Origin of the sequence: Ruegeria sp. (assembly GCF_028066395.1) — a bacterium.
Lineage (GTDB): Bacteria > Pseudomonadota > Alphaproteobacteria > Rhodobacterales > Rhodobacteraceae > Ruegeria.
Genome location: NZ_JALCBM010000024.1, coordinates 38,373 through 55,878, shown reverse-complemented (window position 1 = coordinate 55,878; position 17,506 = coordinate 38,373). Strand labels below are relative to the sequence as shown.

Here is a 17,506-nt window from a genome sequence, read left to right as displayed (position 1 = left end):
CGTCGCGCTGGCGGCCCAGTTCGGACGTGATCGAGCCGAACAGCTCGGGGTCGCGATCAGACAGGGGTTGGGTGAAGAAACCGGTGTCACGAAGATTGGCGTTCATAATGGCTCCACAGGGCTGGGGTGTGTCTTTGGCGGATTTCCTATCGGAAACTGAACGGACGAGAAAGGTTGTAAAGCGACGAATTGGCCCGCAGGGGCGTCAACTCTGGCCTATTGCGGAAAGGTGTGTTTGTTTCGGAACCAAATGTGCAGCACCGGAAACCGGAATTGATGACTAAGAGAATCGCTTTTCTCGCCAGCGATGCGAAAGTGGCGCAAACCGCCCGCGATGCGCTGGTGGCCCGTTATGGAAACGCGGCACCGCGGGATGCGGATGTTGTGGTGGCGTTGGGTGGTGACGGGTTCATGCTGCACACGCTGCAAGGGATTCAGCACCTGAACACGCCAGTCTACGGCATGAATCGCGGCACCATCGGGTTCCTGATGAACGAATATGCCGAAACTGACCTGATGACGCGCCTTGCCGAGGCCGAGGAAGAGGTCATCAACCCCCTGACCATGACGGCGATGGATCAGGCGGGCAAAACGCACAAGGCGCTGGCGATCAACGAGGTCTCGTTGCTGCGCGCCGGGCCACAAGCCGCGCGCCTGAGGATCAGTATCGACGGGCGTGTGCGTATGGATGAACTGGTTTGCGACGGCGCGCTTCTGTCCACGCCTGCCGGATCGACGGCCTATAACTACTCTGCCCATGGGCCGATCGTGCCGATCGGGGCGGATGTTCTGGCGCTGACGCCGATCGCGGCGTTTCGACCCCGGCGCTGGCGCGGGGCCTTGCTGCCCAAGGTGGCGCAGGTCAGATTCGATGTGATCGAGGCCGACAAACGACCGGTCATCGTGGCGGCCGATTCGATTTCCTTCCCCGATATCGACTGGGTGGAAATCAGCTCGGAACCCGCCGTGCAGCACCGCATTCTGTTCGACCCCGGCCACGGGTTGGAAGAGCGCCTGATTTCCGAGCAATTCACCTGAATTCTCACCCGGCGGAAAATTTCTGACGGCTTATGTGAACCAGTTCACAGGCGTTAAAGAAACCGTTTGTTAATGTGATCTTGCCTGGAGGACACGCCAGGATGGAAGTGAGTGGCCATCCAACGGTGTTTTCGAATGATTGCGCAGTTTTCGCGCTGGCGAGGGTGGGTGGTGCTACGCTCGTCATCAGAAATCCGGGCTATTTTAGAACGCGGACCCCGGGCGTCAAAACCCGGGGTCAATTTTGTCTGGCATATCGATAGCTTGGCGGCCTCAGGTGCCTGTGGCCATCCTGTCCCACAGAATTGGGGCCATCTGCCCCACGCGCGATTCGATGGCTGCGGCGGCGTCCACGGCCAGATCCTCGCGCCATCGCCGGGCAGCGATCTGTACGTTGATCGGTTGCGGCCCCGTGGGCAGTTCCGCCAGTCGCGCGGGCACGCAGGCGGCGGGCAGGCCGAGGAAGTTCATCGCATAGGAATAAACCGCGCAGCCCAGAACCTCATGCACGCCCTCGGCGCCTTCGGTGTCGCGGTCGGGTTTAAAAAAGGGCTGCGGCAGGAAGGGGGACAGGACCAGAGGGTAGGTCTGCATGAACAGCGACCATTCGCGCGCATAGTGGCTGCGCTTGGCCATCATCCGCAGCAGATCGGTTTCGAGGATCGGGGGGAATTCCTGAAAATAGACCTCGAAGATATCGCGGATCGTTTGGGAGCCTGCTGCCTCGATATCGCCGCGCATCAGGGTCAGCACCTCACCCATCAGGGCGCGATATCCGTTGCGGCCACATTCGAACACATCGGGCGGATCGATCTCCTCGACCAGATATCCGGCATCGGTCAGCGCATCGCGGGCGGTGTCGAGCGCCGCTTCGACGTCCGCGTGCAGGGCATAGCCAAAGGTGTTCTTGGTAAAGGCGACCCGGATCGGAGCATCGATATCCTTGCTGCGCCAGGGTAGGGGGACGTGGAACGGGTCGCGCGGGTCGGGGGCGATCAGGCTGGGCATGGACAGGTGCAGATCGGCGGCAGAGCGAGCCAGCAGCCCCTGCACCGACATGGATTGCGCCAGCAGCCCGCGTTCGGCTTTTTGCCCCGGGTTCCAGGCCGGAACCCGACCGAGGCCGGGCTTGACCGTCACCGCCCCGTTGGCCGCTGCTGGAAACCGCAGACTGCCGCCGATATCGTTGCCATGCCCTAGCGCACCGATCCCCGCCATCACCGCCGCCCCGGCACCGCCCGAGGACCCTCCGGGCGAGATATGCCGACCCCATGGATTATGCGTGCGCCCGTGCAGTGGGTTGTCGGTATCGGCGCGGAAAGAAAACTCGGGCGTATTGGTCCGCCCGATCACCACGGCACCCGCGTTCAGCAGGTTGGTGACAATCGGGGCGTCATCAGGGGCAATCGCCTCTTTCAGGGCGATAACGCCGTTTGAGGTGGCGTGCCCCTTCTGGTCAACATTGATCTTGATGGTCACCGGCACCCCGTGCAGCGGCCCGGTCTCAGCACCGTTGGCGCGGGCCTGATCCAGTTGCCGCGCACGTTCCTGCGCTTCGACACGCAAATCCTCGACCACCGCGTTCAGGGCAGGATTGGCCTGATCCATCCGGTCCAGCGTGCTTTGGACGGCGTCTTCGACGCTCAGGTCGCCGGTGCGGGTCAGCGCTGTCAGGTCCGTGGCGCTCAGACGCCAGATATTGGTGTGTGTCATGGGCCCTCACTGTCTCGGGATGACAGTAGGGGGCTTGCGGCAGGTTGCAAGCGTGACGTGAGTGGCGGGCGGCGCAAGGCCGCCCGACCTACGTTATTGCGCGTAGCCGATGGTTTGTAGGGCTTGGGTGATCTCGTCCAGAATGGCGGGATCGTCGATGGTGGCAGGCATTTTGTAGTCCTTACCGTCGGCAATAGACACCATCGTGCCGCGCAGGATTTTGCCGGAGCGGGTCTTGGGCAGCCGGTCCACCACCACGGCCAGTTTGAAGGCGGCCACCGGGCCAATCTTGTCCCGCACCATTTTGACCACTTCTTGCGTGACCTCGCCGTGATCGCGGCCTGCACCCGCGTTCAGACACAGGAACCCGACCGGCATCTGACCTTTCAACTGATCCGACACGCCGATCACGGCGCATTCGGCGACGTCGGGGTGGGCGGCCAGAACCTCCTCCATCCCGCCGGTGGACAGACGGTGCCCGGCCACGTTGATCACGTCATCGGTGCGCGCCATGATATAGAGGTACCCGTCCTCGTCGATCATGCCGGCATCGCCGGTTTCGTAATAGCCGGGGAAGTGGGTCAGATAGGATTTGTGGAACCGGTCCTCGGCATTCCACAGGGTTGGCAGAGTGCCCGGAGGCAGGGGCAGTTTCACCGCGATGGCCCCCAACTCCCCCGGTTTCATCGGGTGGCCACCTTCATCAAGGATTTGCACGTCATAACCCGGCATCGGTTTCGCGGGTGAGCCCAGCTTGACCGGCAACTCCTCAATCCCCAGCGGGTTACCCGCGATGGTCCAGCCGGTTTCGGTCTGCCACCAATGGTCGATGACCGGCACCTTCAGCGCGTCCTGCGCCCAGATGATCGTGTCCGGGTCGGCCCGTTCCCCGGCCAGATACAGCGCCTTGAGGTGCGACAGGTCGTATTTGGCGATCAGCTCACCTTTGGGGTCTTCGCGTTTGACGGCGCGGATGGCGGTCGGGGCGGTGAAGAAGCTTTTGACCTTATGTTCCGAGATCACCCGCCAGAAGGTGCCCGCGTCGGGGGTGCCGACCGGCTTGCCCTCGAACACGATGGTGGTGTTGCCGTGGATCAGCGGGGCGTAGCAGATATAGGAATGGCCCACGACCCAGCCCACATCCGAGGCCGCCCAGAACACATCGCCCGGATCGACGTTGTAGATGTTCTTCATGGTCCAGTTCAGCGCCACCAGATGCCCGGCGGTCGGGCGCACGACGCCCTTGGGTGCTCCGGTTGTGCCCGAGGTATAGAGGATATAGGCCGGATCGTTGCCGTCCACCGGAACACATTCCGCAGGCTCGACCCCGTACTGGAACCCGTGCCAGTTGACATCGCGACCGGGGATCAGTTCCGCAACCTCTTGTTCACGCTGGAAAATCACGCAGAAATCGGGCTTGTGGTCGGCCATGTCGATGGCACCGTCCAGCAGGGGTTTGTAATGCACCACGCGGCCCGGCTCCATCCCGCAGGACGCCGCGATGATCGCCTTGGGCTTGGCATCGTCGATCCGCACGGCCAATTCGTTACTGGCAAAGCCGCCGAACACCACCGAATGAACCGCACCCAGCCGCGCGCAGGCCAGCATCGCCTCAAGCGCTTCGGGGATCATCGGCATGTAGATGATCACACGGTCGCCTTTCTCAATCCCCTTGGCGCGCAGGGCACCGGCCAGAGTGGCCACGCGGTTGCGCAGCTCGACGTATGAGATTTCGCGCTTGGTCTGGGTGATCGGGCTGTCATAGATGATCGCAGTCTGCTCACCCCGTCCGTTTTCCACATGGCGGTCGACGGCGTTCCAGCAGGTGTTCACCTTGGCGTCACAGAACCATTCATAAAGCGGCGCGTTGTCGTCAAACAGCGCCTTGCTGGGGGGCTGAACCCAGTCGATCCCTTTTGCGGCCTGCATCCAGAACGCCTCGGGGTCGGATTTCCAGCTTTCATAAACGTCCTGATATGTCATGGCGTTCTCCTCCTCATGCCCTTGGGGCAATCTGTTATCATTCCCCGAACACCGAGCAAGCGACACGCCGGACGGCGCGTCAGTTTATCGCAAAATCTTTGCAGAATGTTGCAGGGCACCCTGCAAATTTTTGCAAACCATCTGGTGAGGCGGGGTTTTGCATCAAATGGTCAAGGCTTTTGCAAATCTGCAAAGTTCTGCGTGCAAAAGCCGTGACCACAAGAATCAGCCCGATCTATCCGTAATGCGCCACCGGCGTCCCGGCGATGGCCGCCATATTCAGAAGGCCCCGCGCCGTGATCGAGGGCGTCACGATATGCGCCTTGTTGCCCATGCCCATCAGGATCGGACCGACCTCAAGCCCGTCGGCCTTCATCTTCAGAATGTTGCGGACACCGCTGGCCGCATCCGCATGGGCGAAGATCAACACATTCGCCGCGCCCTGCAGCCGCGAGTTCGGGAAAATGCGGTCACGCAGCACCGGGTCCAGCGCGGCATCCAGATTCATTTCGCCCTCGTAGACAAAATCCCGGGGCGCGCTGTCCAGAATCTCGATCGCGGCGCGCAGGCGTTTGCCGGACCCTTCGGCCTGATTGCCAAATTGCGATTGTGAGCAGAAGGCGATCTTGGGCTCGATCCCGAAGCGGCGCACGTGACGGGCGGCGCCTATGGTGCTTTCGGCCAGTTCCTCGGGCGAGGGCAGTTGCCGCACATGGGTGTCGGCGATGAACAGCGGGCCGTCTTCCAGGATCATCAGCGACAGCGCGCCATGCGGACGCAGGCTGCCATTGTCCAGAACCTGTTCAACATAGTTCAGATGCCAGCGATATTCGCCGAACGTGCCGCAGATCATGCTGTCAGCCTCGCCCCGATGCACCATGATCGCCGCAATCGCCGTGTTGTTCGTGCGCATGATCGCCTTGGCCAGATCGGGGGTCACGCCGCGGCGCTGCATGATCTCGTGATACGAGGTCCAATAGTCGTAATAGCGCGGGTCGTCCTGCGGGTTCACGATCTGAAAGTCTTCACCCGGGCGCACCGTCAGGCCCAGCCGTTCGCAGCGCGCGTCGATCACGTCCGGGCGACCGATCAGAATAGGTGTTTCGGTGGTTTCTTCCAAAATCGCCTGCGCGGCGCGCAGCACGCGCTCATCCTCGCCCTCGGCAAAGACGATCCGGCGCGAGGCGACGGCTGCGGCCTCGAACACCGGGCGCATCAGCAGGGCGGATTTGAACACGGTCTGGTTCAGCTTTTCCTTATAGGCCTCGATATCTTCGATGGGCCGTTTCGCCACCCCGCTGTCCATCGCCGCCTTGGCCACCGAGGAGGACACCACGCCCACAAGACGCGGGTCAAAGGGTTTGGGGATCAGATATTCGGGGCCGAACGTCAGTTGCTCGCCCTTATAGGCCGCTGCGGCCTCGGCGCTGGTGGTGGCGCGGGCCATCTCGGCAATGCCGTCGACGCAGGCGATCTGCATGGCGTCATTGATCTCGGTCGCGCCGACGTCCAGCGCGCCGCGGAAGATGAAGGGGAAACACAATACGTTGTTGACCTGATTGGGAAAATCGCTGCGTCCGGTAGCGATGATCGCATCGGGGGCAACCGCGCGGGCGTCATCGGGCAGGATTTCCGGCGTTGGATTGGCCAGCGCGAAGATGATCGGGCGCTTGGCCATTTTCTCGACCATTTCGGGCTTCAGCACATTGGGGCCGCTGAGACCCAGAAACAAATCCGCGCCGCCGATCACATCGTCCAGCGTGCGCAGGTCGGTTTTCTGCGCGAACTGATCCTTGTGCGGGTTCATATCCTCAGCCCGGCCTTCATAGACCAGCCCGTGAATGTCACACAGCCAGATATTCTCGCGCTTGACGCCCAGCTTGACCAGCATGCTCAGGCAGGCAATCCCTGCCGCCCCGCCGCCGGTCGAGACGATCTTGATATCTTCGAATTTTTTGCCCGCCACATGCAGGGCGTTCTTGGCCGCAGCCCCCACGACAATGGCGGTGCCGTGCTGGTCGTCGTGAAACACGGGGATGTTCATCCGCTCGCGGCACAGTTTTTCGACGATGAAACAGTCCGGAGCCTTGATATCCTCAAGGTTGATGGCGCCAAAGGTCGGCTCTAGCGCGCAGACGATATCGGCCAGCTTTTCGGGGTCCGGCTGATCCACCTCGATATCGAAACAGTCGATGCCGGCGAATTTCTTGAACAGGACCGCTTTGCCCTCCATCACCGGTTTCGAGGCCAGCGCGCCGATATTGCCCAACCCCAGCACCGCCGTCCCGTTGGAGACCACGGCCACCAGATTGCCGCGCGCGGTGTATTTCTCGGCATTGTCCGCATCTGCCTTGATCTCAAGGCTCGCCTCGGCCACGCCCGGGGAATAGGCCCGTGCCAGATCGCGCCCGTTTGCCATCGGTTTGGTGGCCTTGATTTCCAGCTTTCCGGGCTTGGGATGCGCGTGATAGTCAAGTGCGGCCTGTCGCAGGTTGGGTGTGTCGGACATCAGCGTTTCAGCTCCCTTCGCGAATTTGATTTAGCATTAAACCACTTTTCCGGGCTTGGCTACGCCGCGTGCGAGCTGTCGGTCGCCAAATCGTGATCGGTGCGTGTTTGAAGTGGCAGCGTTTCCCTACACATCCATTGCACAGTCAAATTCAGGTTCAAGCAAGCATCAGATGGCATTCAAGGCAGATATTTCGGCCAGAGACGCGATCTCTGCCCCTTTTGGTGGCGGCGGGGGTGTCTGCCTCGTAACCTTGACGGCTGCCATAGCAGCGGTCTCGGTCGTATGTTTCACTGCCATCTGGCCATTGCGGGCGATGGCGTTGAGCCACGAAGGCGGGCCGATCGAAACGATTGCGGCGGTTGCGCTGCTTGTCGCGGGTCTGATCGCCCTGAAACGCTACACCGGGATAACACGCCTTTACATCGCGGTTGTCTGCCTGCTTTTGACCGAGCGTGAGTTGGAGGCCCAGGTGTATCCCGAAGGCAGCCCGGGTTTCATGATCCTCAGCGGCCTTGATGATGTGCTTGACGTAACAGCGGTACGGGTTGTTCTGGCCGTGATCGTCTTTGGCGGGTTGATATGGCATGGCGTACCGAATGGCCTGCGGGCATTCCGTCAAAGAGAGCCGTTCCTGATGATCTTTCTGCTGGCTGGTGCCTGCGCGGTCACGGCGCAGGTGCTGGAGGAATTCAGCAGTGCTTATGCCACAAGCCTGTCGACCATGATGTGGGCGCGGCTGTTTGCGTTGGAAGAAACGCTGGAAATGTTCTTTTCGGTTGGTATCTTGGCCTCTGTTCTGATCGGATGGTCAAAACCCGGTATCGAAGAGACAGTGAATGACATCACCCCACGCCCAGACCCGCGCTGAAATCCGTCTGCCGACACAAGAGCTGCGCGACGATATTCCCTTTTACACCAAGGTGCTGGGCATGCGGATGGACATGATCTATCCGGCAGATGACCCGCGTGTTGCGGTGTTTTCGGGTCACGGGTTGCGGGTGCGGGTGGAAAAGGACGCGCCGGAAAGCCCCGGCACCCTGCGCATCCTGACCGAGGACCCGGACGGCTTTGCCAATGGTCAGCGCCATCTGGTGGCCCCCAACGGCACCCGGATCGAGATTGACGAATTGAACCCGCCGATGGTCATGCCAGAGACGGTGCATTCCTTTGTTGTCCGCAGGCTCAAGGATCAGGCGCCGTGGATCATCGGGCGGGCCGGGATGCATTATCGTGATCTGGTGCCGGACCGGTTGGGCGGGTCGATCATCGCCAGCCATATCCGCATTCCCGATGGCGGGCCGGTGCCCGATATGGTGCATTTCCACAAGGTCGGGTTTCAGCTGATCTTTTGCATCCACGGTTGGGTCGACGTGGTCTATGAGGATCAGGGCGACAAGATGCGCCTGACCGCGGGCGACTGTTTCATCCAGCCCCCTGAAATCCGTCACCGCGTGCTTGAGGCGTCCGACAACGTTCAGGTGATCGAGATTGGCGTACCCGCCGAACATGTCACCGAAATCGACCATGAGATGGAACTGCCCACCCCGCATCTGCGCCCCGATCGCGAATGGCAGGGCCAGCGGTTTGTCTTCAACCGGGCCGAGGGTGCTGACTGGGCCCCGTTCCGTTTGCCGGGGTATATCTGCCGTGACACCACGATTGCGGAAAACACCAAGGGCGTGGCCGGGGTTCAGGTGGTGCGCAGGGGGCAGAGTGATCCGGTCTGGGCCAGCCATGACACCGATATCCACTTTACCTTCGTCATGAACGGGCAGGTCACACTGGAAGGCGACGGGCGCGAGCCTTACCGGCTGGAACAGGGCGACGCCTTTGTCATCCCGCCCGGCATGCGCACGCGGCTGGCCGACCCTTCGCAGGATGTCGAACTGCTTGAGGTCACGTTGCCCGGGGTTTTCAACACGACCTTGGGTTAAAAATCCGGGCCTTTTGGGGCTTCAACTCCCCCTTCGGTTTCATTTAGGGTATGTGTTTCTGACCAGATGATCAAAAATTGGGGAATCGCCATGTCGCTTAAAGATGCCGCCCTGTCCGTGCGGGAAAATGCCTATGCGCCCTATTCGAATTTCAAGGTCGGCGCGGCGATCCGGTCGGGCTCGGGCGTGGTCTATTCCGGATGCAATGTGGAAAACGTGGCCTATCCCGAAGGCACCTGTGCCGAGGCAGGGGCAATTGCCGCCATGGTCGCGGCGGGGGAACGGGATTTGACCGAGGTCTATGTGGTTGCCTCCAGCCCGCAGCCGGTGCCGCCCTGTGGCGGGTGCCGTCAGAAACTGGCCGAGTTCGGCCGGGCTGATGTCAAGGTGACGCTGGCCACTGCGGACGGCAAGGAACAGGAAACCACCATTGGCCAATTGCTGCCCGGCGCCTTTGGGGCCGCGCATATGGAAGGCACCTGACCGGATGGACGCCCGCTCGATCATTGCCAAGCTGCGTCGGGGTGACGTGCCCAGCCGCGAAGAACTGATCTGGTTCGCGCAAGGCCTCGCCGATGGTGGGGTCAGCGATGCGCAGGCCGGGGCCTTTGCCATGGCCGTCTGCATGGGTGGGCTGGGCGCGCAGGGACGGGCCGATCTGACCATCGCTATGCGCGACAGCGGAGAGGTGCTGACCTGGGATCTGGACGGTCCGGTGATCGACAAACACTCGACCGGTGGCGTCGGGGATTGTGTCAGCCTGGTACTGGCCCCGGCGCTGGCGGAATGCGGGGCCTATGTGCCGATGATCTCGGGGCGCGGCTTGGGTCATACCGGCGGGACGCTGGACAAGTTGGAGGCGATCCCGGGCGTGACAACGCAGATCGGGCAGGCGCGTCTGACGCAGATATTGCAGGATACCGGTGCGGCCATTGTCGGCGCGACGGGGCAGATCGCCCCTGCCGACAAGCGGCTTTACGCGGTGCGCGATGTGACGGCGACGGTGGAAAGCCTCGATCTGATCACCGCCTCGATCCTGTCCAAGAAACTGGCGGCCAGCCCGGATGCGCTGGTTCTGGACGTCAAGGTCGGCAGCGGTGCGTTCATGAAAACCCATGACGAGGCCCACAAGCTGGCGCAGGCTCTGTCCGAGACGGCCAATGCCGCCGGGTGCCGGACCTCTGCCGTGATCACCGACATGAACCAACCGCTGGCCCTGGCACTGGGCAATGCGCTGGAAGTGGCCGAGGTGATGAAGGTTCTGACCGGCGGCGGTGTGTCGCCTCTGGCCGAGATTGCAGCGGAACTGGGTGGCACTTTGCTGGTCGACGCGGGCATGTGCGACACATTCGAGGCCGGGTATTCCCAAATCGCCGAGATTATCCGCGACGGGCGGGCCGCTGAGCGTTTTGGCCGCATGATGGCAGCCGTCGGCGGGCCGGTCCATTTCACCGACAATTGGGCACGGTTCCTGCCCGAGGCGAATGTCATTCGCGAGATTCCGGCCCCTTATGACGGGTACGTCGCCGCCATAGATGGCGAGGCGTTGGGTCTGGCCGTTGTCGCGCTGGGCGGCGGGCGGCAGGTTGAGAGTGATGAGATCGACCCGGCGGTCGGCCTGTCGAACCTGCTGACTTTGGGCACGCGCGTCTCGAAAGGCGAGCCTTTGGCGGTGGTTCACGCCGCGCGGGAAGAGGCTGCGAGTCAGGCGGCGGCAACCGTCTTGCAGGCGGTGACGCTCAGCGAAACCCCGGTGGATGCGCCCAATCTGGTCCATGAAAGGATCACCCCATGACCCGCGCGTTTCTGGTGGTGATGGATTCCGTTGGCATCGGCGGCGCGCCGGATGCCGATCAGTTTTTCAACGGCAACACCCCCGATACCGGTGCCAACACGCTGGCCCATATCGCGCAGGCCTGTGCCGAGGGGCGGGCCGAGGATGGACGCTCCGGCCCCCTGCACCTGCCGCATCTGGATGCGTTGGGGCTGGGGGCGGCCGCCCGTCTGGCCTCGGGCGCGGCGACGCCGGGGCTTACGGCTGAACCGACCGGCCTCTGGGGCTGCGCGCGGGAGCATTCGCCGGGCAAGGACACGCCCTCGGGCCATTGGGAACTGGCCGGATTGCCGGTGCCGTGGGACTGGCATTATTTCCCTGATACCACGCCGTCCTTCCCGGATGACCTCAGCCGCGCCGCTGCTCAGGCCGCCGGGACGGAGGGTATTCTCGGCGATTGCCACGCCTCGGGCACCGCAATCATCGCCGAACTGGGGGCCGAGCATATGCGGACCGGCTGGCCGATCTGCTATACCTCTGCCGACAGCGTGTTCCAGATCGCCGCGCATGAGGACAGCTTTGGCCTCGACCGCCTGCTGGACATGTGCAAAACGCTGGCCCCGCGCCTGCATGAGATGAAGGTGGGCCGGGTCATCGCGCGGCCTTTCATCGGCTCGCCCGAACAGGGGTTCACCCGCACCACCAACCGCAAGGATTTCGCCATCCTGCCGCCCGCGCCGGTGCTGACCAACTGGGCGCAGGACGCAGGCCGTCGCGTGCATGCGGTGGGCAAGATCGGCGACATCTTCTCGATGCAGGGGATCGACACGCTGCGTAAAGGCTCGGATGCCGAGTTGATGGGGCATCTCTCAGATCTAGTGGATGAGGCGGAAGAGGACAGCCTGACCTTCGCCAATTTCGTCGAATTCGACAGCCTCTATGGCCACCGCCGCGATATCAGTGGCTATGCAAGGGCGCTGGAGTGGTTTGACCGCGAAATCGGCGCGATCCTGCAAAAGCTGCGCCCGGACGATCTGTTGCTGTTGACCGCCGATCACGGCAATGATCCAAGTTGGACCGGCACCGACCACACCCGCGAACAGGTGCCGGTGCTGATCGCCGGGCAGGGCGCAGGGCAGATCGGCAAGGTCGATTTTGCCGACATCGCCGCCAGCATTGCCAAACACCTCAACATACCGGCGCAAGGGCCGGGAAGGACCTTTTTATGACCGTCGCAGACCTGCCGAAAATCGAACTGCACCTGCATCACGAAGGCGCGGCCCCGCCCGCGTTCATCCGCCAACTGGCCCACGAAAAGCGCATCGACTTGAGTGGCATCTTCAAGCCGGACGGGTCCTATGATTTTCGCGACTTTGCCCATTTCCTGTCGGTCTATGAGGCCGCCTGCGAAGTGTTGAAGTCGCCCGAGGATTTCCGCCGCCTGACGCTGGCCATTCTGGAAGAAAGCGCGGCGAATGGAGTAGTCTATTCCGAGACCTTCCTCAGCCCCGATTTCTGCGGCGGCGGCGATTTGCATGCGTGGCGCGACTACCTGACCGCCATTCAGGACGCTGCTGATGAGGCCGAAGACAAATTCGGCATCACCCTGCGCGGTGTCGTCACCTGCGTGCGCCATTTCGGCGCCGAACAGGCCAAGGCCAGCGCCTTTTGCGCGGCGGAAACCGCGGGCGACTGGATCACCGGGTTCGGCATGGGCGGCAACGAATCCATTGGCGCTCAGGGTGATTTCAAATGGGCCTTTGATTGCGCGCGCGAGGCTGGTTTGCGCCTGACCACTCATGCGGGGGAATTTGGCGGTCCCAACAGCGTGCGCGACGCGGTGCGTGACCTAGGCGTCGAACGCATCGGCCACGGTGTGCGCGCCATCGAAGACCCCGATCTGCTGCGCGAACTCGTTGACCGGGATGTGACGCTTGAGGTCTGCCCGGGGTCGAACGTGGTGCTGGGCCTGTTCCCCGATTTCGCGGCCCACCCGATCGCGCGGCTGCGCGACGCGGGCGTCAAGGTCACCGTGTCCACTGACGACCCGCCGTTTTTCCATACCACCATGCGCCGCGAATATGAGATGCTGAACCAGGCCTTCGGCTGGGATGCCGAGGATTTCGCCGCCCTGAACGAAACCGCCCTGAATGCGGCCTTTTGCGATGAAGACACCCGCGCGCGGGTCAAGACAAGACTGGAGAGAACATGAGCGACCATCTGACCGTCGTCGATCACCCGCTGGTGCAGCACAAGCTGACGCTTATGCGGGACAAGGGCACCTCGACCGCCGTGTTCCGGCAGTTGTTGCGCGAGATCACGCTGCTGCTGGCCTATGAGGTCACGCGCGAGATGTCGCTGACCACCCGCCATATCGAAACCCCGATGGAGGAGATGGACGCCCCCATCCTCGCGGGCAAGAAACTGGCGCTGGTCTCGATCCTGCGGGCGGGCAACGGGATGCTGGACGGGGTGCTGGAGCTGATCCCCTCGGCGCGTGTTGGGTTTGTTGGCCTGTACCGCGATGAGGAAACGCTGAAGCCGGTGCAGTATTACTTCAAGGCCCCTGAGGGGCTGAAGGACCGCCTGGTTATCGCCGTTGACCCGATGCTGGCGACGGGGAATAGCTCGGCCGCCGCGATTGATCTGCTGAAAGAGGCCGGCGCGACCGATATCCGTTTCCTCTGCCTGCTGGCCGCGCCCGAAGGCGTCGCGCGGATGAAAGAGGCGCACCCGGACGTCAAGATCGTCACCGCCGCGCTGGATCGGGAGCTGAACTCCAAGGGTTACATCATGCCCGGTCTGGGGGACGCAGGCGACCGGATGTTCGGGACCAAGTAACCGGACTTATTCACCACAGATATTCTGCAGCCGGACCCAATCGCGGTCCGGCAGCACCTGTTCCAGCGTGCGACCTGCCATCGGGTCGGCCTCAATCAGGCCCAGCACCGTCTCGCCCGTGATGTCGCGCGCATAGGCGTAGGGGGTCGAGGGCAGGGCGGCCTGTGCAAAGACTGCCAGCAGATCGCCATCAGCGATGGCGGGGCGGGGTTCGGACAGGACCTGCTCGGTATAGCTGTCGATATTCTCGGATGTCAGTTGACCGGTGGTCAGCAAGCGGAAGGCCGAGGCAGGCCCGGTCCGGTCCAGCAGATCGTCCAGCGGGTCTTTCTGATCGGCCCGCGCGCGGGCGGCGATGATGTATCCGGCGGCAACGGCGGGGTCCTCGTGATCCTCGACCAAGGCCCGGTTCAACAGGACCGTACCCCCCGGCAGGTTGAGGCTGTCGGGCACACCCGCAGGAAGGATGACAACCCGGTCCACACCGGTGCGCCGCGCCAGTTGATCCAATGAGGCCTGCGCATCGGCTGAGGTACAGGCACGGCCCGACACACGCTCGATCCGTTGCAGGATGGTGGCGCCGATCTCTTGCCGTTTGATCTCGGGCACCACCGAGACCACATGGCGTTGCAACGCCCCCGGCAGCCACAGCAGCAGCACCGCGAGCACAGCCAGCACCACGCCCGCAACCGACAACCAGCGCAGCCGCCCGGGATGCGGGCGGGCGCGGTCGATGGCGCGTTGCAGGCGGTCGATGGCGTCCAGCATGGTGGTCTCAGACTGCGCCAGTTCCAGCGTCTCACCCGGATCGCCATCGGGGTTGAACACCGCCGGAAACGCGCCCGGGTTCTGCCGCTCTAACGCGGCAAGTGACCAATGCGTCAGCGCCCGGTCGTTGAAATCCGAGATCGTCAACGTCGCCTCACCGATAGACACCACAACCTCGCGCCGTTGTTCGTCGGGCGAGGGGCGCCACAATCCGGTCGCCTCGATCCGCTGATACTGTTTCAGGGCCGTCATCGTCATCGGGAAATGCTACTCGTTATCGTTTTATGGAAGCATAGCATGGTGAATTCCCGGGGCGCAAACCTGTTGCATCACCAATCACTTTGGTGCTGGATGGCGCCAAGGTTCGGGGTTGCCGGGCTGTGGATCAGGACTAATTCGCGGACATGCAGGCAGGCAAACCCACTTCTCCGACACTGGCGTCATTTCTGATGGTCGGGTCCATGGCCATCATCGGGGTGATCGACAATTTCGTCATCCTGCTGGCCGACACGATCGGCCTGTGGCAATTCCATCTGAGCCGCGCCGCGCTGATGCTGCCGCTGGTTGTTGGCTTGTCGCTGCTGGGGCTGGGGGGGATGTGGCCCAAACGTCCGGGTCCGGTTGTTTTGCGCAGTGTGCTGATCACGGTGGCCTTGCTGTTCTATTTTACCGCCTTGGCCATTTTGCCGATTGCACAGGCGCTGGCAGGGCTGTTCACCTCGCCCATCTTTGTTCTGCTGATCTCGGCGCTGGCGATGAGGCAACCGATTGGCCCATGGCGTATCGCGGCGGTGCTGATCGGGTTCCTCGGGACCTTATGTGTGTTGCAACCCAACCCGGCAGAGTTTGACTTCCGCACCCTGCTGCCTGTCGCGGGCGGGTTTTTTTATGCGCTCAGCGCAATCATTACCCGCAGCCATTGCGCCGAAGAAAGCACGCTTGCCCTGTTGACCGGGATGATCCTGATGCTGGCCCTGGCCGGGGCGATTGGCGTGACACTCTTTACATTCATGCCCACAGAGGGTGGCTTTGCTACCCGAGGCTGGGTCTGGGCGATGCAACCCGCACTGCCCTGGATCGTGATACAGGCGGTGGGGTCCACCGCTGCGGTCTTCATGCTGATCAAGGCATATCAACTGGGTGAGCCGTCATATGTGGCGGTGTTCGAATATTCCGTGATGATCTTTGGCCCCCTGTTTGCATGGGTGGCCTTTGGGCAGACCATCGGCGTGATGCAGATCACCGGGATCGGGCTGATCGCCACCGCGGGCGCGGTGCTGGGATGGCGGGCCGGACGCGCAGAAGTGGCGGCGTCGTGATCATCTCGACCGGCCGGTCCTATATCTTTGTGCATATCCCGAAAACCGGGGGCACGTCGCTGGCCAGTGCATTGGAACAGCGGGCGATGAAAGATGACATCCTGTTGGGTGATACCCCAAAAGCGCAGCGGCGGCGCAAGCGCGTCAAGGCGCTGAAGGCCCGAGGGCGGTTGTGGAAACACGCCACGTTGAGTGATATCGACGGGCTGGTTTCTGCGGATCAGATACAGGCCATGTTCACCTTTACCCTGGTGCGCAACCCGTGGGACAGGGCCGTCAGCTATTACCACTGGCTGCGCGATCAAAGCTTTGATCACCCTGCCGTGTCGTTGGCCAAGACCTTGGCGTTCGAGCCGTTCATCCTGCACCCCGCCACATTGCGATCTTTCCGGCAAACCCCGGCGCGCAGCTACATGACCCGCGCCGATGGGGTCGAGCAATGCAATGCCTATATCCGGCTGGAACGGTTCGACGAGGATACAAGGCCGCTGTTTGATCACCTCGGGTTTCGGGTGGAATTGCCGCATTTGAACCCCTCGGACCGGCGCGCGGATTACCGGCCATACTATTCGGCCCGGTCTCGCGCCGCGATTGCACAGGCCTGCGCCGAGGATATTCAGAGATTCGGCTATAGCTTTGATCCCGTCACGATCCCATAGTTTCCACCAAAGGTTCAAAGCCTTGCATTGAACCAGTATTGTATGCGCAATACTGGTTAACATGACCTGAAATCGCCTCAATTTGAGCCAAATGTGTCAAAACTAAGCCCTCCCTGAAATTTCCATGCTAGCCCTGACGGAGTGTTTTGTTTGTGCCAAAGGGGGTTCGGCACGTGTTGGAAGTTGTGAGTATTTCGAGTTTTTCGGACCGCAGGCCAGAGGCCGGTCCGACGCATCTGCATCAGGGGTTGTCATGCCGACGGGGTGGACTGGTTCACGGGACCAAGGTCGCCACGACCGCCGGGTGGAAACGGGTGGAGCATCTGAAAACCGGCGATCTGGTGCGGACGCGGGATAACGGGTTCAAGGAAATCCGCCGGGTGTCGACAGATGTGATCACCATACCCGCCGGCGAAATCCGGCCCGAGAATCTGCCGGTTCAGGTGCCCGCCCGGGCTGCCTATAACGGGCGCGCGGTCTGGCTGATGCCCGAACAGGGGATGGCGCTGGACCACAGCAAGGTTGATCCTTCGGATGATGGTGTCTCGGTCGTGCCCGCGCGGTTGCTGAGCGGTATCTGCCATCTCAATTCACGCGCGCCGGGGACCTGTTTTGAGGTCAGTACGCTGTTTTTCGATCAGGATCAGGTGGTCTTTATCGAAGGCGGGTTGCAGGCCTATTGCCCGGCGGCCCGGTTCGGGATGGGCACTGCCTCGGGGCAACGGGCCTATCAGGTGGCCGATGACGAAAGCGCGGCGCCGCTGATTGATGCGATTGCAAGCAAGGGCAGCGTCACGGCGATTGCCAACCCGCTGGGCGCGCTGCCTGCACCCATCCCACAGGACCCGATCTTCCCGATCCGCCCGCCATCTGGCATCCGGCGACCGGGGCGTCCGGGACGGCCCCCGATGCCGACGCTGTTTCTGCGGCCTGAATGGATGATGATTACCCACCAGGAATAGGAC

15 protein-coding genes are annotated in these 17,506 nt (G+C 62.3%); 11 read left to right on the top strand and 4 right to left on the bottom strand.

Annotated features, from left to right (window positions below; translation table 11 throughout):
- The first annotated feature begins 276 nt into the window (after positions 1-276).
- Positions 277-1,038, top strand: coding sequence for an NAD kinase (locus tag MPJ51_RS09875; protein ID WP_337959812.1), 762 nt, complete (start codon positions 277-279; stop codon positions 1,036-1,038).
- Between the two features lie 273 nt (positions 1,039-1,311).
- On the opposite strand, the gene MPJ51_RS09870 is transcribed toward MPJ51_RS09875, so the two are convergent.
- The 3 genes from MPJ51_RS09870 to MPJ51_RS09860 form a co-directional block, all read right to left on the bottom strand.
- Complete coding sequence (locus tag MPJ51_RS09870; RefSeq protein WP_298385471.1) at positions 1,312-2,751, bottom strand: amidase family protein; 1,440 nt, start codon at positions 2,749-2,751, stop codon at positions 1,312-1,314.
- A gap of 93 nt (positions 2,752-2,844) precedes the next feature.
- Positions 2,845-4,734 carry a propionate-CoA ligase PrpE gene (gene prpE / locus MPJ51_RS09865; RefSeq protein WP_298385468.1) on the bottom strand — a complete coding sequence of 630 codons (1,890 nt, stop codon included), beginning with the start codon at positions 4,732-4,734 and terminating at the stop codon, positions 2,845-2,847.
- Positions 4,735-4,969: 235 nt separating this feature from the next.
- Positions 4,970-7,243 carry an NADP-dependent malic enzyme gene (locus MPJ51_RS09860; RefSeq protein ID WP_298385465.1) on the bottom strand — a complete coding sequence of 758 codons (2,274 nt, stop codon included), beginning with the start codon at positions 7,241-7,243 and terminating at the stop codon, positions 4,970-4,972.
- A 172-nt stretch (positions 7,244-7,415) separates the two neighbouring features.
- Between MPJ51_RS09860 and MPJ51_RS09855 the strand changes: the two genes are divergently transcribed.
- From MPJ51_RS09855 to upp, 7 genes are all read left to right on the top strand, one after another.
- Entirely contained in the window at positions 7,416-8,114 is a 699-nt protein-coding gene (locus MPJ51_RS09855; protein WP_298385462.1) for a hypothetical protein, read from the top strand.
- Positions 8,083-9,180, top strand: a complete 1,098-nt coding sequence (locus MPJ51_RS09850; protein WP_298385459.1) for a cupin domain-containing protein — start codon at positions 8,083-8,085, stop codon at positions 9,178-9,180. The genes MPJ51_RS09855 and MPJ51_RS09850 overlap by 32 nt, the downstream gene beginning before the upstream one ends.
- A gap of 90 nt (positions 9,181-9,270) precedes the next feature.
- Positions 9,271-9,663 carry a cytidine deaminase gene (locus tag MPJ51_RS09845; RefSeq protein WP_298385456.1) on the top strand — a complete coding sequence of 131 codons (393 nt, stop codon included), beginning with the start codon at positions 9,271-9,273 and terminating at the stop codon, positions 9,661-9,663.
- A gap of 4 nt (positions 9,664-9,667) precedes the next feature.
- The gene (locus tag MPJ51_RS09840; protein ID WP_298385453.1) at positions 9,668-10,975 is read left to right on the top strand and encodes a thymidine phosphorylase; all 1,308 of its coding nucleotides are present in this window, start codon (positions 9,668-9,670) and stop codon (positions 10,973-10,975) included.
- Positions 10,972-12,183: a phosphopentomutase gene (locus tag MPJ51_RS09835; RefSeq protein ID WP_298385449.1), complete on the top strand. Its 1,212-nt coding sequence runs from the start codon at positions 10,972-10,974 to the stop codon at positions 12,181-12,183. The genes MPJ51_RS09840 and MPJ51_RS09835 overlap by 4 nt, the downstream gene beginning before the upstream one ends.
- On the top strand, positions 12,180-13,166 hold the full coding sequence (locus MPJ51_RS09830) for an adenosine deaminase (protein ID WP_298385446.1): 987 nt from the start codon (positions 12,180-12,182) through the stop codon (positions 13,164-13,166). The genes MPJ51_RS09835 and MPJ51_RS09830 overlap by 4 nt, the downstream gene beginning before the upstream one ends.
- Positions 13,163-13,795, top strand: coding sequence for a uracil phosphoribosyltransferase (upp, locus tag MPJ51_RS09825; RefSeq protein ID WP_298385443.1), 633 nt, complete (start codon positions 13,163-13,165; stop codon positions 13,793-13,795). The genes MPJ51_RS09830 and upp overlap by 4 nt, the downstream gene beginning before the upstream one ends.
- A 6-nt stretch (positions 13,796-13,801) precedes the next feature.
- On the opposite strand, the gene MPJ51_RS09820 is transcribed toward upp, so the two are convergent.
- A complete protein-coding gene (locus MPJ51_RS09820) occupies positions 13,802-14,815 on the bottom strand; it encodes a hypothetical protein (protein WP_298385484.1) in 1,014 nt (337 codons plus the stop codon).
- A gap of 152 nt (positions 14,816-14,967) precedes the next feature.
- On the opposite strand from MPJ51_RS09820, the gene MPJ51_RS09815 reads away from it, so the two are divergent.
- From MPJ51_RS09815 to MPJ51_RS09805, 3 genes are all read left to right on the top strand, one after another.
- The gene (locus MPJ51_RS09815; protein WP_298385440.1) at positions 14,968-15,882 is read left to right on the top strand and encodes a DMT family transporter; all 915 of its coding nucleotides are present in this window, start codon (positions 14,968-14,970) and stop codon (positions 15,880-15,882) included.
- Complete coding sequence (locus MPJ51_RS09810) at positions 15,879-16,541, top strand: sulfotransferase family 2 domain-containing protein (RefSeq protein ID WP_298385437.1); 663 nt, start codon at positions 15,879-15,881, stop codon at positions 16,539-16,541. The genes MPJ51_RS09815 and MPJ51_RS09810 overlap by 4 nt, the downstream gene beginning before the upstream one ends.
- A 152-nt stretch (positions 16,542-16,693) precedes the next feature.
- Complete coding sequence (locus tag MPJ51_RS09805) at positions 16,694-17,503, top strand: Hint domain-containing protein (RefSeq protein ID WP_337959811.1); 810 nt, start codon at positions 16,694-16,696, stop codon at positions 17,501-17,503.
- Positions 17,504-17,506 lie beyond the last annotated feature (3 nt).

Coding starts and splice junctions, on each gene's coding strand:
- MPJ51_RS09875 (WP_337959812.1), top strand. CDS start 277: ATGACTAAGAGAATCGCTTTTCTCGCCAGCGATGCGAAAGTGGCGCAA.
- MPJ51_RS09870 (WP_298385471.1), bottom strand. CDS start 2,751: ATGACACACACCAATATCTGGCGTCTGAGCGCCACGGACCTGACAGCG.
- prpE (WP_298385468.1), bottom strand. CDS start 4,734: ATGACATATCAGGACGTTTATGAAAGCTGGAAATCCGACCCCGAGGCG.
- MPJ51_RS09860 (WP_298385465.1), bottom strand. CDS start 7,243: ATGTCCGACACACCCAACCTGCGACAGGCCGCACTTGACTATCACGCG.
- MPJ51_RS09855 (WP_298385462.1), top strand. CDS start 7,416: ATGGCATTCAAGGCAGATATTTCGGCCAGAGACGCGATCTCTGCCCCT.
- MPJ51_RS09850 (WP_298385459.1), top strand. CDS start 8,083: ATGACATCACCCCACGCCCAGACCCGCGCTGAAATCCGTCTGCCGACA.
- MPJ51_RS09845 (WP_298385456.1), top strand. CDS start 9,271: ATGTCGCTTAAAGATGCCGCCCTGTCCGTGCGGGAAAATGCCTATGCG.
- MPJ51_RS09840 (WP_298385453.1), top strand. CDS start 9,668: ATGGACGCCCGCTCGATCATTGCCAAGCTGCGTCGGGGTGACGTGCCC.
- MPJ51_RS09835 (WP_298385449.1), top strand. CDS start 10,972: ATGACCCGCGCGTTTCTGGTGGTGATGGATTCCGTTGGCATCGGCGGC.
- MPJ51_RS09830 (WP_298385446.1), top strand. CDS start 12,180: ATGACCGTCGCAGACCTGCCGAAAATCGAACTGCACCTGCATCACGAA.
- upp (WP_298385443.1), top strand. CDS start 13,163: ATGAGCGACCATCTGACCGTCGTCGATCACCCGCTGGTGCAGCACAAG.
- MPJ51_RS09820 (WP_298385484.1), bottom strand. CDS start 14,815: ATGACGGCCCTGAAACAGTATCAGCGGATCGAGGCGACCGGATTGTGG.
- MPJ51_RS09815 (WP_298385440.1), top strand. CDS start 14,968: ATGCAGGCAGGCAAACCCACTTCTCCGACACTGGCGTCATTTCTGATG.